Source organism: Paenarthrobacter nicotinovorans, from assembly GCF_007670255.1.
Taxonomy (GTDB): domain Bacteria; phylum Actinomycetota; class Actinomycetes; order Actinomycetales; family Micrococcaceae; genus Arthrobacter; species Arthrobacter nicotinovorans_B.
In genome coordinates, this window is sequence record NZ_SZVS01000007.1 from 109,658 (window position 1) to 123,311 (window position 13,654).

18 protein-coding genes are annotated in these 13,654 nt (G+C 64.4%); 13 read left to right on the forward strand and 5 right to left on the reverse strand.

The window, feature by feature from the left end; all coding sequences use genetic code 11:
• Positions 1-177 precede the first annotated feature (177 nt).
• From FDP28_RS12460 to FDP28_RS12470, 3 genes are read left to right on the forward strand one after another with little or no spacing between them, the layout of a single operon-like run.
• Positions 178-996 carry a hypothetical protein gene (locus FDP28_RS12460; protein WP_144661757.1) on the forward strand — a complete coding sequence of 273 codons (819 nt, stop codon included), beginning with the start codon at positions 178-180 and terminating at the stop codon, positions 994-996.
• Positions 980-1,729, forward strand: a complete 750-nt coding sequence (locus FDP28_RS12465; RefSeq protein ID WP_144661758.1) for a LamB/YcsF family protein — start codon at positions 980-982, stop codon at positions 1,727-1,729. Before FDP28_RS12460 ends, FDP28_RS12465 begins: the two co-directional genes overlap by 17 nt.
• Before the next feature lie 38 nt (positions 1,730-1,767).
• Positions 1,768-2,541: a 5-oxoprolinase subunit C family protein gene (locus FDP28_RS12470; protein WP_144661759.1), complete on the forward strand. Its 774-nt coding sequence runs from the start codon at positions 1,768-1,770 to the stop codon at positions 2,539-2,541.
• Positions 2,542-2,551: 10 nt separating this feature from the next.
• Here FDP28_RS12470 and FDP28_RS12475 read toward each other — a convergent pair whose 3' ends face one another.
• The gene (locus FDP28_RS12475; protein WP_144661760.1) at positions 2,552-2,986 is read right to left on the reverse strand and encodes a VOC family protein; all 435 of its coding nucleotides are present in this window, start codon (positions 2,984-2,986) and stop codon (positions 2,552-2,554) included.
• A 46-nt stretch (positions 2,987-3,032) separates the two neighbouring features.
• Complete coding sequence (locus FDP28_RS12480; RefSeq protein WP_144661761.1) at positions 3,033-4,388, reverse strand: DUF445 domain-containing protein; 1,356 nt, start codon at positions 4,386-4,388, stop codon at positions 3,033-3,035.
• Positions 4,389-4,438: 50 nt separating this feature from the next.
• Here FDP28_RS12480 and FDP28_RS12485 point away from each other — a divergent pair, with 50 nt between their 5' ends.
• The 4 genes from FDP28_RS12485 to FDP28_RS12500 are packed head-to-tail and all read left to right on the forward strand — an operon-like array spanning position 4,439 to position 6,867.
• Entirely contained in the window at positions 4,439-5,326 is an 888-nt protein-coding gene (locus FDP28_RS12485; protein WP_144661762.1) for a glycerophosphodiester phosphodiesterase family protein, read from the forward strand.
• A gap of 43 nt (positions 5,327-5,369) precedes the next feature.
• Complete coding sequence (locus FDP28_RS12490) at positions 5,370-5,804, forward strand: DoxX family protein (protein ID WP_144661763.1); 435 nt, start codon at positions 5,370-5,372, stop codon at positions 5,802-5,804.
• Positions 5,801-6,559 carry an AzlC family ABC transporter permease gene (locus tag FDP28_RS12495; protein WP_144661764.1) on the forward strand — a complete coding sequence of 253 codons (759 nt, stop codon included), beginning with the start codon at positions 5,801-5,803 and terminating at the stop codon, positions 6,557-6,559. Before FDP28_RS12490 ends, FDP28_RS12495 begins: the two co-directional genes overlap by 4 nt.
• Positions 6,556-6,867 carry an AzlD domain-containing protein gene (locus tag FDP28_RS12500; protein WP_144661765.1) on the forward strand — a complete coding sequence of 104 codons (312 nt, stop codon included), beginning with the start codon at positions 6,556-6,558 and terminating at the stop codon, positions 6,865-6,867. The genes FDP28_RS12495 and FDP28_RS12500 overlap by 4 nt, the downstream gene beginning before the upstream one ends.
• A gap of 30 nt (positions 6,868-6,897) precedes the next feature.
• Here the strand turns inward: FDP28_RS12500 and FDP28_RS12505 are convergent, their stop codons facing one another.
• The gene (locus FDP28_RS12505; RefSeq protein ID WP_144661766.1) at positions 6,898-7,527 is read right to left on the reverse strand and encodes a TetR/AcrR family transcriptional regulator; all 630 of its coding nucleotides are present in this window, start codon (positions 7,525-7,527) and stop codon (positions 6,898-6,900) included.
• A 91-nt stretch (positions 7,528-7,618) separates the two neighbouring features.
• Here FDP28_RS12505 and FDP28_RS12510 point away from each other — a divergent pair, with 91 nt between their 5' ends.
• From FDP28_RS12510 to FDP28_RS12520, 3 genes are read left to right on the forward strand one after another with little or no spacing between them, the layout of a single operon-like run.
• A complete protein-coding gene (locus FDP28_RS12510) occupies positions 7,619-7,951 on the forward strand; it encodes a thiamine-binding protein (RefSeq protein ID WP_144661767.1) in 333 nt (110 codons plus the stop codon).
• 40 nt (positions 7,952-7,991) lie between these two features.
• Positions 7,992-8,663 (forward strand): O-methyltransferase, encoded by a 672-nt coding sequence (locus FDP28_RS12515; protein ID WP_144661768.1) that lies wholly within the window; start codon positions 7,992-7,994, stop codon positions 8,661-8,663.
• Positions 8,664-9,167 carry a GNAT family N-acetyltransferase gene (locus FDP28_RS12520; protein WP_144661769.1) on the forward strand — a complete coding sequence of 168 codons (504 nt, stop codon included), beginning with the start codon at positions 8,664-8,666 and terminating at the stop codon, positions 9,165-9,167.
• A 1-nt stretch (position 9,168) separates the two neighbouring features.
• Here the strand turns inward: FDP28_RS12520 and FDP28_RS12525 are convergent, their stop codons facing one another.
• Positions 9,169-9,387, reverse strand: a complete 219-nt coding sequence (locus FDP28_RS12525) for a hypothetical protein (RefSeq protein ID WP_144661770.1) — start codon at positions 9,385-9,387, stop codon at positions 9,169-9,171.
• Positions 9,388-9,504: 117 nt separating this feature from the next.
• Here FDP28_RS12525 and FDP28_RS12530 point away from each other — a divergent pair, with 117 nt between their 5' ends.
• The gene (locus FDP28_RS12530; protein WP_144661771.1) at positions 9,505-10,380 is read left to right on the forward strand and encodes a spermidine synthase; all 876 of its coding nucleotides are present in this window, start codon (positions 9,505-9,507) and stop codon (positions 10,378-10,380) included.
• Positions 10,381-10,461: 81 nt separating this feature from the next.
• Here FDP28_RS12530 and FDP28_RS12535 read toward each other — a convergent pair whose 3' ends face one another.
• Positions 10,462-11,358: a LysR family transcriptional regulator gene (locus FDP28_RS12535; RefSeq protein ID WP_144661772.1), complete on the reverse strand. Its 897-nt coding sequence runs from the start codon at positions 11,356-11,358 to the stop codon at positions 10,462-10,464.
• A 137-nt stretch (positions 11,359-11,495) separates the two neighbouring features.
• On the opposite strand from FDP28_RS12535, the gene FDP28_RS12540 reads away from it, so the two are divergent.
• Positions 11,496-12,875 carry an MFS transporter gene (locus tag FDP28_RS12540; protein ID WP_144661773.1) on the forward strand — a complete coding sequence of 460 codons (1,380 nt, stop codon included), beginning with the start codon at positions 11,496-11,498 and terminating at the stop codon, positions 12,873-12,875.
• 4 nt (positions 12,876-12,879) lie between these two features.
• Positions 12,880-13,629, forward strand: coding sequence for a 3-hydroxybutyrate dehydrogenase (locus FDP28_RS12545; protein WP_144661774.1), 750 nt, complete (start codon positions 12,880-12,882; stop codon positions 13,627-13,629).
• Positions 13,630-13,654 lie beyond the last annotated feature (25 nt).

Below are 13,654 nucleotides of genomic sequence, written 5' to 3' on the forward strand. Positions count from 1 at the left end.
TTGCTGGACTGCTTCCGTAAGTGCCCCCAGTCTACGCCGGGGATGCCAATTGTGGGGTCCGCTTTGCGCGGAATACTGTCCACATAGGGCGCAGAACGGGCCTCGCAATGCGGGAGTGTGGCATAGGCTAAAACCATCAGTTCCCTGAATAATCAGAGCTGCCAAGGAGAGGTGAACATGCCCAAGCGCCCCAACCCGGCGGTGAAAATCGCCCAAGAGACGGCACACAACGCAGTCTTCGATGCCGAAGGCAACACCAAGCCCGGCGTGCACAACGTGCTCCTGAAGGCAGTGGAAGTCCAACGCCCGCTGGTCCTGGCGAATCTTCGCAGGCTGCAGCGCCGGTACCCCAACGATTCCCCGGCGCAGCTGGCCTCCAAACTTGAGCGCCATTACCTGACCGCTGTCGCAGGTGGGGGAGCCGGGGTGGGGGCCATCGCCGTCGTACCTGGCCTGGGGACCGCGGCATCGCTGGGCCTCTCCGCCTTGGCCACTGTCGGATTCCTTGAGACCACCGCGCTGTACGCGTCGTCGCTGGCGGAGTTGCACGGCATTCGGCTGACCGACCCTGAACGCGCACGCACCATGGTCATGGCCATCATGCTCGGCGAGGAAGGAACCTCCCTGCTGGGCGCCCTGAGCGGCCAGTCGCTCGGCCGGGGCAAGGGCGTGACCAACGCTTGGGGCAAGACGCTGACCAGGAAGATTCCGGGCAGTGGCTTCGGCGTCGTCCGGGATGCCATTCAACGGGCCTTCCTGAAGAACCTCATTAAGAAGCAGGGCACGGCCTTCCTGGGCCGCGCACTGCCCTTCGGCGTAGGTGCAGTGGTGGGCGGTGCCGGCAATATGATGATGGGCCGTGCTGTTGTGGCCACAGCCAAGGAAGCGTTCGGCCCCCTGCCAGACACCATTCCAGGCGAGCTGCTGCCCAAGGCACGCAAGAATGTCCTTGAGAACCCGACGTCGGAAGGCGATAACAGTGGATTTGAACGCTGACCTGGGAGAATCGTTCGGCTCCTGGACCATGGGCGACGACGCTTCCATGTTCCGCATCGTGAGCAGCGCCAACGTGGCCTGCGGATTCCACGCCGGCGACCCCCTCACCATGCTGGACAGCTGCCGTGCCGCCTTTGAACTCGATGTCCGGGTGGGCGCCCACGTCGGGTACCGGGACTTGGCCGGTTTTGGTCGCCGTTCGCTGGACATGACGTTCGATGAGCTGTTTGGCGACGTGCTCTACCAGCTCGGAGCCCTGGACGGGATGGCCCACGCGGTGGGTGCCTCGGTGGACTACGTGAAGCCGCACGGCGCCCTGTACAACAGGATCGTCCGCGACACTGAGCAGGCTGAGGCAGTGGTGGCTGCCGTCCACGCCTACGATCCCGGTCTTCCCGTGCTCGGCCTGGCGGGCTCCGCCTGGATCACGCTGGCCGACGAAGCAGGCCACCCGGTCTTCCGGGAAGCATTCGTGGACCGGGCCTACCTTCCGGACGGGACACTGGTTCCCCGTACACAGGAAGGCGCCGTGCTGCACGACACCGCAGCCGTCGTGGCACAGGCCGTGCGGCTGGCCACCCGCAAGGAAGTCGTAGCCATCGACGGTTCCGTTGTACCCGTCCAAGCCGACTCCTTGTGTATCCACGGCGACACCCCCGGCGCGGTCAACATGGCAGCAGCTGTTCGCGAAGGCCTTGAGCAGGCAGGCGTGAACATCGAGGCTTTTGCCTGATTTTATGGAGAGGCGGAATTCGTGAACAGGGAGGCCGCATGGGTGCAGTAGTGGTGGATCCCGGGCCCTCGAGCCTGGTCCTTGACCCTGAGCACGTCCTGGATCGTGCGTCCATGAACCTGGCCAACGCCCTGCTGGGCAACTCCGCCACGGCGCCGGGACTTGAGGTCCTGGTGGGTGGCCTGAAGCTGCGCTTCGTTACGGGTTCCGCCATCGCCGTCACCGGTGCCGAGGGCGTTGTGACCCTCAACGGCGAGGAACTTCCGCTGAACAAACCGATCCGTGTGGCTCCCGGAGCCGTGCTGGCTTTTGGTCCCGCCAGGTTCGGGATCCGCTACTACGTTGCAGTGCACGGCGGATTCACAGGGCGCGGAGCGACTCAAGCCGGCAGGACCCTGACCTTCGGCAAGGCACAGGGCCAGGGATTCCCGCATATCCATCAGCCTGCCCGCCGCGCACTCGACCCCGAACGGCCGGTGGTCGCCCGGATTACCCGCGGACCGCGGGTGCCAAATTACGACGCCGGATTGTGGCTTCGCTTGACCACGGAACCTTGGACTCTCTCACCCGAGTCCGACCGCGTCGGTGCGCGGCTGGCGGGCCGGCCGCTTGAGGTGGCCTCGGCTCCAGCACCCCAGGCCCAACCGTTGGCGGCAGGTTCTGTGGTTTTGCCGGCGTCGGGCCTTCCCGTCATCGCCCTCGCAGACCGACCGGCCACCGCCAAGTCGCCCGTGATTGCGCTGGTCCGCGACGACGACCTCGACTTGATCGGACAGGCCAGGCCGGGGCAGATGGTGCATTTGCTGGGCTAAAGCGGTGCCGTCAGCCTTGGAGCTTCTGGGCCAGCATGACAAGGATGCCGCTGGGACCGCGAAGGTACGTCAGCTTGTAGACGTCCTGATAGTTGGCCACTCCACGCAGCGGGGTGCATCCGTGTTTTGCGGCAATCTCCAAGGCGGCGTCGATGTCGTCAACCGAGAAAGCCACGCGGTGCATGCCGATCTCGTTGGGAAGGGTAGGGCTCGTTTCGATCGCATCGGGATGAAGGTACTCGAAGAGCTCCAGTTGGCCCTGGCCGTCCGGGGTTTGGAGGACCGCAATCTTCGCGTGGTTTCCGTCGAGTCCAACGGCGGTGTCGGCCCAGTCACCGCTGACAGTGTCCCGGCCCAGCACCGTCAGGCCCAGGTCGGTGAAGAAGGCGATGGTTTCTTCGAGGTCCCGGACAGCTATTCCGACGTTCTCAAGCTTGATAGGCATGCGTTGACGGTACCAAGGCCCATCCGCCAGCTCCAGGGTGCCGGGCTCAGCCGAAGAGCAGGTGGGCCACGGTGAAGATCGCCAAACCGGCCAACGCGCCCACCACCGTTCCGTTGATGCGGATGTACTGGAGGTCCTTGCCCACCTGCAGCTCGATCTTCTGCGACGTCTCCTCGGCATCCCAGCGCGCCACCGTGTCAGAGATGACACCGGCGATATCCGAGCGGTACGTGTTCACCAAATACCCGGCGGCATCACCGATCCAGGTGTTGACCTTGCTGGCCAGTTCCTCGTCGTTGACCAGGCGCGTACCAAAGTCCCGCACGGCGCTCTTGAAGCGCTGGCTCAGTTCGCTGTCGGGATCGTCGACGGCGTTGAGCAGCGCGGTCTTGACTGTTCCCCAGGTGCGGGAGGCCAGTTCGCGGACCTCCGGATCGCCGAGGATCTGCGCCTTGATCCCCTCAGCGCGCTCGATCATCGCCGGATCATGCTGGAGGTCTTGTGCAAGATCGGTGAGGTAGGCGTCAATCGACTGCCGGACCTGGTGGTTCGGGTCGGCCTGGACCGCGCGGACAAACTTGGAGAGCTCAACGTGCACGCGGTCACCCACCAGTCCATCGACGAACGTCGGCACCCACAGCGGAGACCGGTCCGACACCAGCCGGTTCACCGTTGCGTGGTTGGCATCCACCCAGTCGGCGGCGCGGTCCACCAGCAGGTCCACCAGCCTGTGATGATGACCGTCGGCGAAGATCCGTTCGGCCATCCGGCCTACGGGCGGCCCCCACGGAGGTGTGAGGAGGTGCTTGCGGACCATGCCCTCGATGACTGCCTGCACGTCGTCGTCGTTGAGGACCGTGAACACGCCGCGGATCGCCGCGCCACCCTCCTTGGCCACACGTTCGGCACCGCCGGGTCCCGATAGCCAGTGCCCGGCCTTGCGGGCGATGTCGATGCTGGCCAACTTCTCCTGCACAACCTCCTGCGAGAGGAAATTGCTCTCCACGAACTCGCTGAGCGACTCACCGATCTGGTCTTTGCGCCGCGGAATGATGGCCGTGTGCGGAATCCGCAGTCCCATCGGGTACTTGAACAGGGCCGTCACGGCGAACCAGTCAGCCAAAGCACCCACCATGCCGCCCTCGGCGGCAGCGCGAACATATTCCAGCCACGGGTACTGCTTCTGCAGTGCAAAGGCCACCGTGAAAATCACGGCCATGGCAATCAGGAGGCCCAGCGCCAAGCGCTTCATACGGAGGAGCGCTGCCGCTTTCTCCCGCTCACCGGCGGAAAAGTCGACGACGGCGGAACGGCCCCGCGCGTCTGCGTCACCGCGCCGTGTGGGTTGCGGGTCCGGCGTGGCGACATCGTCAGTTGGGGTTCGCTCAGAGTTCACCTGCATTAGCCCAGCGTAGTCCCCGTTCGTACAGCGGTGTGGGCTACCGTGTCTGCATGACCACCGACGACTTCACCCCGCTCCGACCCAAGGTTTACGCCCACCGCGGCGCCAGTGCCGCGTACGCGGAGCACACGCGGGCGGCCTATCTGAAGGCGATTGCCGACGGCGCGGACGGGGTTGAGTGCGACGTCCACCTGACCCGGGACCAGCACGTGGTCCTTCTGCATGATGCCAACCTGGACCGCACCTCCACGGGGACCGGGCCTGTTTCCGAGCACACCCTTGAGCAGCTCAGGTCCTTGGACTTCTCGTCGTGGAAGGGAGCCCGCATCCCCGACGCCTACGGGGGAGTGGCTGACCAATTCCTGACATTGCCGGAACTGCTGGACATCCTCCGCGGAGCCGGCCGGGACATCGGGTTGGCGATCGAACTCAAGCACCCAAGTCCTTACGGCCTCAAACTCGAGGAGCGGGTCCTGGCCCTCTTGGAGGAGGAGGGATGGTCGCCGGAAGAATCCCGGCTGGAGAATATACAGATCTCCTTCATGAGCTTTGACTCGGACTCCGTCCAGAAGTTGCTTGAGTCAGTCCCCGGGCAGCACATCTGCCAATTGGTGGATGACTTCACCGTCCAGGAAATCCGCCAGGAGCTTGGCCTGGGATTCCTCACCGGCGGTGCAGTAGCAAACGTCATGAAGGCTGCCCAGGAAGACGCGGAACGCGTGCTCGACGAAGGGCAAGTGGGCATCGCTGGTCCGGGCATTGACTATGTGCGTGAACATGCCCGAAATGTCCAGCGCTGGCTGGAGGCCGGGCGTATATTCCGCGTGTGGACTGTTGACTCTGAGAAGGACGTTGCCCTGTGCCAAGGGTTGGGCATCCACGAGATCACCACCAACCGGCCAGCGCAGGTGCTCGCCCAACTGATGGTCTCCAACTAGCACGCAGCTTTGGGGGCCACCCCGCTTGTGATTGAGTGGTCTCATGTCTTTTCGCTGGTCAGTCCAAGCACGCCGCACCACCTCCGCAGTTGCCCTGAGCGCTTTGCTCCTGGCCAGCGCTGCGAAGCACTTCCGCACGCCGTCCTTCTACAACCCCGTGGTACCGGACTATCTGTGCCGCAACGATGAGCCCGGCTCCGGTTCCAATGGTCCCTTGGCAGTCATGTCCCGCGAGGAATGGATTGCTTCTTCGGGCCTGCTTGAGGCCGCTGCCGCCGTCGGACTTCTGATCCCCGCCACGCGTAAGGTAGCCGCCGACGCGACCACCGCGATGTTCACTGCATTCCTTGCGGGACATATTGATGCCCTGAGACGTGCTTACGGGCCGGACGGCACAGAAAAAGAGCGACGAATCCACACCGTCCGGCTGCCTTTGCAGCTGCCCCTCATCCTGTGGTCCTGGAGTCTCCGGAAATGAGCAGCAGTTCCGCTCCCATGAAGCTGAGGGAGTCGCCGGCCTTCAAGATCGCTCTGTCCCTGAGTATTGCAACGGGCCTCTATGGAGTTTCCTTCGGCGCGTTGTCGGTGGCGTCCGGCTTTGACTTCTGGCAGACGATGGCGCTGAGTCTCCTGCTGTTCAGCGGGGGGTCGCAATTCGCGTTCATCGGTGTCGTGGCAGGCGGCGGTTCAGGTGTCGCGGCCATGACGGCCAGTGCTCTGCTGGGTATGCGCAACGGCATCTACGGGATGCAGATCAATGCCATGCTGCGCCCGATGGGCTGGAAGCGCTATGTCTCGGCCCACGTCACCATCGACGAGTCGACTGCCACCGCCTCCGGCCAATCCGATCCCGGTGAGCAGAGCCGAGGCTTCTGGACCGCAGGCACTGGAATATTCATTTTGTGGAATATCTTCACTGCCGTCGGAGCCTTGGCCGGCGATGCCATGGGAGACCCCAAGCAGTGGGGGCTGGATGGAGCTGCCGTCGCGGCGTTCCTTGCACTGTTGTGGCCGCGACTCAAAGGCCGTGAACCATGGGCCATCGCAGCAGCCTGCGCGTTGGCCACAATCCTGGCCGTACCCTTCGTGCCGTCAGGCGTCCCCATCCTGGTGGCCGCAGTGGTTGCCGGAGTCATCGGCTGGTTCAGCCACGCCCGCATGGACGAAGGCCTGGAGCCGGACGTCGATCCCTACGCGGAGAAGCACCGGCACGGGAATGAGGGCGGGAAATGAACCTTTGGCTGTGGATCCTCATTGCCTGCGCGCTGGCCTACCTCACCAAGCTGGTTGGCTACTTCGTGCCTGCGAAGCTGCTGGACAATCCCCGCATCATGCATGTGGCCGGGACCATGACGATTGGGCTGCTCGCGTCCCTGACGGTAGTGAACGCTGTGGCGTCCGGGCAGGGGCTGGTTCTCGATGCCCGGATCGGCGCTTTGGTGGCTGCCGCCGTCGCACTGTTGCTTCGCGCGCCGTTCCTGGTGGTCGTCATTGCGGGCGCGGCAGCCGCAGCATTGCTGCGTCTGCTGGGTTGGGGCTGAGGACAGAACTGAACGCGGGCCGCGGCGGGTTCAGGCGCTTTCGCTAAGGGTCACTCCCGGGATGCCCGACTGCTCAGGAAGGGGGCGCGAGGGCCGTTCGGTCCGGATAGCGTCCTCGATCAAAGCCACGGGGCGCTTCCAGGCCTCGGAGCCCGGTTCCATGGTGTCGACGGCGCCAATCAGCATGGCAACCAGCCGGACCATGTCCTCGATGGTTATATCGCGGCGCAGGGTTCCTTGGCCCTGCCCGCGTTCCAGAAGGGTGGCCATGGCTCCGATGAGACCACCGGTGATTCCCATGAGAAGCCCGCGGCGGCCGGCAACGGCATCCAGCAGGTTGGCGTCTTCGCTGGCAACCCGCATCACGGCGTCGATGACGTTGATGAGTCCTTCGGCGGCATCCATGCCGTCGGTTGCCGCAGCTGCCACAGGGTCCACGTGCTGGCGCAGTTGCCGCGACAGTGCGGCGAGGACCAGCTGTTCCTTGTCGGAGAAGTTGCGGAACAACGTTGCGGGGCCAACTCCAGCGGTGGCGGCGATGGTCTGCAAGGGTACGTCCGGTCCAAATTCGCGGAAGCACTGCCGGGCGGCGGTAATGATCTTGTCCACATTGCGTGCGGCGTCTGCCCTGAGGGGCTTGCGTTCAGAGGGCTGTTCCATGTTTGTCAGAGTAGCAACGCAGGCGTTCCGGCCTGTTGTTACGCGGGAGTACGTTCTTATATGACAAACCGGCACATGAAACACTGGATTCATGTTGCTTGCATTCTCAGTCGCCCCTTCAGGCCAGCCCGCGTCCGCCACCAGCGGGGGACCAGCCCCCGACGCTTCCGTGCACGATGCTGTTGCCGCCGCCGTCAAGATCGTCCGTGAGTCGGGGCTGCCCAACCAGACCGACTCCATGTTCACCACCATTGAGGGCGAATGGGACGAGGTTTTCGACGTTGTCAAGCGCGCCACTGAGGCGGTTGGGCGCTATGGCAGCCGCGTCTCACTGGTGATCAAGGCGGACATCCGGCCTGGCTACAGCGGCGAGCTGACCGGCAAGGTGGAACGCCTGGAAGACGCGATCTCCGCCTCGGAGTAGAAGCTTTCCCCAGCAGGCCACGAGTGCCAGACTGGGGGCCATGATTGAACACGTGGCTAAGCCCGGCTGGGTTGACGTCGAGCGTTACCTGACTGACGTCGTCGTGCGTCCTGAGCCTGCCCACCGACGCGCGGTGGATTCCGCGCTTGAGGCGGGCATGCCGGCTATCGAGGTGGCACCCAATGCGGGCAAGCTGCTGCGGATGCTCGTGCAGCTGTCCGGGGCCAGGCGCGTCCTGGAGATCGGCACCCTGGCCGGCTTCAGCAGCATCTGGATGGCTCAGGGACTGCCCGACGACGGCAGGATCGTCACGTGCGAATACCTCCAGAAGCACGCCGACGTGGCCCGTGCCAACCTCGATGCTGCCGGCATGGGACACAAAGTGGACATCCGGGTGGGGGCTGCCCTGGACACGCTTCCGACGCTGGCTGGCCAAGAACCGTTCGACCTTGTCTTCATCGACGCAGACAAGGAAAACGATGCCAACTACCTTGATTGGGCCATCAGGCTGGGCCACCCTGGCACGGTGATCGTGATGGACAACGTGATCTGGGACGGGGCCATCCTGGAGCCGGGGCGGGATGAAACGAACGCGCCGGGGATCGTCAAGGCTTTGGAAATGATGGGCCAGGACCCGCGCTTGGATGCCACGGCCATCCAGACGGTGGGCAGCAAGGGCTGGGACGGCTTCGCGATCGCGCGGGTGCGGTAGATGGATTTCACGCTTCGCCCTGCAACGGTGGAAGACGCCGGGGCCATGGCCGCCATGCATTTGCAGTCCTGGCGGGAAAGCTACGGACACCTGCTGCCGCGGGAATTCTTCGAGCGGCAGGAAGTGGGGCTGCCCCAACGCGCCGACAAATACCGGGAGTTCATCGCGGCAGGTCATACCCGGATGCTGGCCTTCGGTCCCGATGGTGAGCTGGTGGGACTTGGCGCAGCCGGTGAAGGCCGGGATGAGGACCGCCCGTGCGACGTGGAGTTGTTCATGCTCTACACCCTGGAACACATCCACGGCAGGGGAGTCGGGCAGGCTTTGGTGGATGCCCTGATCGGCGAGGGTCCGGCGTACCTGTGGGTCCTGGACGACAACCCGCGGGCGCAGGCCTTCTACCGGCGCAACGGCTTCGTTCCCGACGGCAAGCGCCAACTGTGCGACCCGTCCTGGTACTCGCTGCCCGAACACCGGATGGTGCGTCCCGGCGTCGTGTCCTGACTCAACGTTCGCTGTCCTCCGGCTGGCCGATGTCTACGGGCGCATCCAGCGGCGCGTCGGCGTCCAGCGGCGCGTCGGGATCCGCCGGCGGTTCGAGAACCGGCGGCGAGTCGAGCAGGCTGGGCGGTTTGGGCACCCTCGTCAGCAGCAGGCAGACCACCGTGAGCCACGCGACTGCGGCAGTCAGTACCTCCGCCCACACCGATGCTCCAACATTCATGATGCGATCATATGGCTCAACCAGGCCAACTGTAAGTATCCTTACTAATTATGTGACTGAACCGGGTAATACGACATTCCACTAGGCTGGGAGCATGGATCAGGCGGGGCGGAAATAGTGGCACGACGCGGAAAGAGGTCGACGGCGGGAGTCGTCGAGGTGCCTTCCGGCACCCGCCCCGGAGGTCCGGCTGAAGGCGTCTACTACATTGATACCGGCGATTGTGAGCTGCTCCAGGACCAGGACAATTCCAACGGGTGGCTCCTGAAGATCAACGGCGTCATGAGCTCGCACATCGACCTGGCGGATCCGCTCTTCCTGGACTTCGAGTACATGCGCTGGATCGCGGCCCTGGTGGAATCACGATGGCCCCGGGAGCATAAACCGAAGCTGCGCGCGCTGCATTTGGGCGGAGGTGCGTGTTCGATGGCGCGGTACTTCCACTCCGCGTACCCGGAAGCCCGGCAGGTCGTCGTCGAACTGGATGGCAAGCTGGCCGACTACGTCCGCGGCTGGTTCGACCTGCCGAAAGCGCCCTTGCTGCGGATCCGCGTGGGTGAAGCGCGGGAGGTCACCGAGTCCCTCACGCCGGATACCCGGGATCTCATCATCCGTGACGTCTTCGCCGGCGCCTTCACTCCGCGCGCCCTGACTACGCGGGAATTCACGGCTCACGCCGACGCCGTGCTGGCCGCGGACGGGCTGTATGTGGTCAATTCCGGAGACGCGCCCGACCTGAAGAATGCCCGGGCGGATGCCGCCACCATCGCCGACACCTTCGAGCACACCATGATCATCGCCGACCCCGCCATGCTTAAGGGGCGTCGTTACGGCAACATGATCATGGCCGGAAGCCACGTCCCGTTCGGCGATGATCCAACACTGGCGCGGAGGCTCCTGGGCGGGGGCGTCCCAGCCCATATCTGGGACGACGCCAAGGTCCGGGCCTTCGCAGCCGGCACCCCCGTCCGCCACGATCCCCCCACCAACTGACCCACCCCCTTTGGAGTTTTTGTACACATAACGCGCTTGTGAGGGCTTTTAGGCGCATTAGCTGTACAAGCACTCCGGGGGTTAGGGGGCGCCGAGCAGCTCCTCCCGGCGGCTCTCCGTCTCCTCGCGCAAAGCCTGCACGACGGCGGCTACCGCGGGGCGGCGCATGGAGTCGGGGCGGAGGACCATCCAATAGGGTAGTAGCTCCGCGAAATCCGACGGCAAAAGCCTCACGAGGTCCGGGTGCCGGTCCGCCATGAAGCATGGCAGGAAGCCAACACCGGCCCCGGCCCTTGTCGCCTCCACGTGCACGAACACATTCGTGGAGCTCAGGCCGTCGCGCATGGTGGGAACCAGCCTGCGGGGCGCGTCGAGATCGTCCACCTGCAGCATCGAATCCACAAAGTAGACCAACTGATGCCGTGTGAGCTCCTCAATGCTGGAGGGAGTCCCGTGGTCCGCCAGATACTGCCGTGAGGCGTACATCCCCAGCCTGTACTCGCCCAGCCGGAGCGCCTCGGCCCGGTGTACCTGCGGCGTCCCCACCACCACCTCGATATCGAGGCCGGACCTCTGCTGCAGCGCCCGACGTGTAACGGTCACGATCTCCACGCTCAGCCCAGGATGCTCCCGTCGAAGCCGGGCAACAGCGGGCGCCGCGATGTAGGCGCTGAAGCCATCGGTCGCGGTCATGCGTACGACGCCGGTAATCGGGTCGGGTGCGCGGTCGCTGGGTCCCAGGGCGCTCACCGCAGCTTCGATGCGTTCGGCGACCAGCACGGCTTCGGCGCCGAGATCCGTCACTTCCCAACCACCGGCCGCACGCGCGAGGACCCGGCCGCCCAGCGCCTTCTCCAGCGCCGCTATCCTGCGGGAAACGGTGGTGTGGTTCAGTCCCAAGGCTTGGGCCGCCGTCGTGAATTTACCTGAACGTGAGACGGCGAGGAAGATGAGGAGGTCGTCGGGGTTGGGATTCATATCTGCAATTCTGCACACCTAAGGTGTCTTATTGGTCATTGAGGCATAACAAATCTGCGGCAATACTCAGTGGAGCATGTCGTGTTGTGGTTCACATCACGTTCAAAAGGGTCGAAGAAGACACTGAGGAGATGGATATGAGCGTAGAGCAGCGCTCCGCATCAAGGGCCGGGAAAGACTCCGGCAAGGGCTCCGGCCTGAAGAAGATCGTCGCGGCCTCGATGGTGGGCACCGTGGTGGAGTGGTACGAGTTCTTCCTGTACGCCACCGCCGCCACCTTGGTTTTCGGCAAGTACTTCTTCCCGAGCACCGGCAACGAACTGGACGGCATCATCCAGGCCTTCATCACCTACGCCGTCGGCTTCGTCGCCCGGCCCCTGGGCGGCATCGTGTTTGGCCAGATCGGCGACAAGCTCGGCCGCAAGCCCACGCTGCAGCTGACGATCGTGATCGTGGGCGTCTCCACCTTCTTGATGGGCTGCCTCCCGGGCTTCGTGGACATCGGATACTGGGCGCCGGCCATGCTGGTGGCCCTCCGCTTCATCCAGGGCTTCGCGCTCGGTGGCGAGTGGGGCGGCGCGGTTCTGTTGGTCGCTGAGCACAGCCCCAACACGTCACGCGGTTTCTGGTCCTCCTGGCCGCAGGCAGCCGTGCCGGTTGGCAACCTGCTGGCCACTCTGGTCCTGTTCGTTATGTCCACTACGCTCAGCAGTGAAGCCTTCCTCGGCTGGGGTTGGCGCGTAGCGTTCTGGCTCTCCGCAGTGATCGTGTTCGTCGGCTACTACATTCGTACCCACGTCACCGAAGCCCCGATCTTCCTCGAAGCCAAGGCACAGGTGGAGGAATCCAAGGCCATCAGCTACGGCGTCGGCGAAGTCATCCGCAAGTACCCCAAGGGCATCCTCCAGGCCATGGGACTCCGTTTCGCCGAGAACATCATGTACTACCTGGTGGTCAGCTTCGCGATCGTCTACCTCAAGAGCGTCCACAAGTACGACACCTCCTCGCTCCTTCTGGCACTCCTGATCGCCCACGTGATCCACTTCCTGGTGATCCCGCAGGTCGGCCGCCTGGTTGATTCCTGGGGTCGCAAGCCGGTCTACCTGATCGGTGCCATCACCGGTGCGGTCTGGCCGTTCTTCGCCTTCCCGATGTTCGACACCAAGAACGCCGTGATCATCGTGCTCGCCGTAACCATCGGTCTGTGCTTGCACGCCTTCATGTACGCCGGACAACCGGCCATCATGTCAGAGCTCTTCCCCACCCGGATGCGCTACTCCGGTGTCTCACTGGGCTCCCAGGTCACGTCGATCTTCGCAGGATCACTGGCACCGCTGCTGGCCACCCAGTGGCTCAAGGACACCGGATCCTGGGTTCCCACCGCGATCTACCTTGTGGTCGCCTGTGCGATTACCGCCGTCGCCGTCGTTTCCTTGAAGGAAACCAAGGGTATTGCCCTAGAGTCCGTGGACGAAGCGGACGCAGAGCGTCATGGACTGACCACCGCGAAAGGCTAATGAGATGGACAACTCCTTGAACGGACGCAAAGCGCTGGTGACCGGAGGCGCGAGCGGAATCGGGGCCGCCTGTGCCCGTGCGCTCGCCTCCCGCGGGGCGAAGGTAGCAGTGGCCGACGTCGATGCCTCCGGAGCGGCGGCCCTCGCCGATGAGCTGGGCGGCACTGCCTGGACCGTGGATCTGTTGGATGTTGATGCTTTGGCGGCGCTGAGCCTCGACTGCGACATCCTGGTCAACAATGCCGGCATCCAGAAAGTCGCGCCGATCGAGGAGTTCGATCCTTCCGAGTTCCGGCGGATCCTGGCCCTGATGCTGGAGGCCCCGTTCCTCCTCATCAGGGCTGCCCTCCCGCACATGTACGCCAACGGGTTCGGCCGCATCATCAACGTCTCGTCAGTGCACGGGATTCGGGCCTCGGCCTACAAGAGCGCGTACGTTTCGGCGAAGCATGGGCTTGAGGGGCTCAGCAAGGTGACAGCCCTGGAGGGTGGCGAGCACGGGGTTACGTCCAACTGCATCAACCCCGGTTACGTCCGCACGCCGCTGGTGGAGAAGCAGATCGCCGACCAGGCCCGGCTCCACGGCATCCCCGAGGCCGAGGTGCTCGCCAAGGTGATGCTGACGGAGTCGGCGGTGAAGCGGCTGGTGGAGCCTTCCGAGGTTGCGTCCCTGGCTGCCTGGCTGGCCTCCGACGACGCCGGCATGGTCACCGGCGCGAGCTACACCATGGACGGTGGGTGGTCGGCGAGGTAGTCCCGCGCCCCCTCGTGCCCCGCCG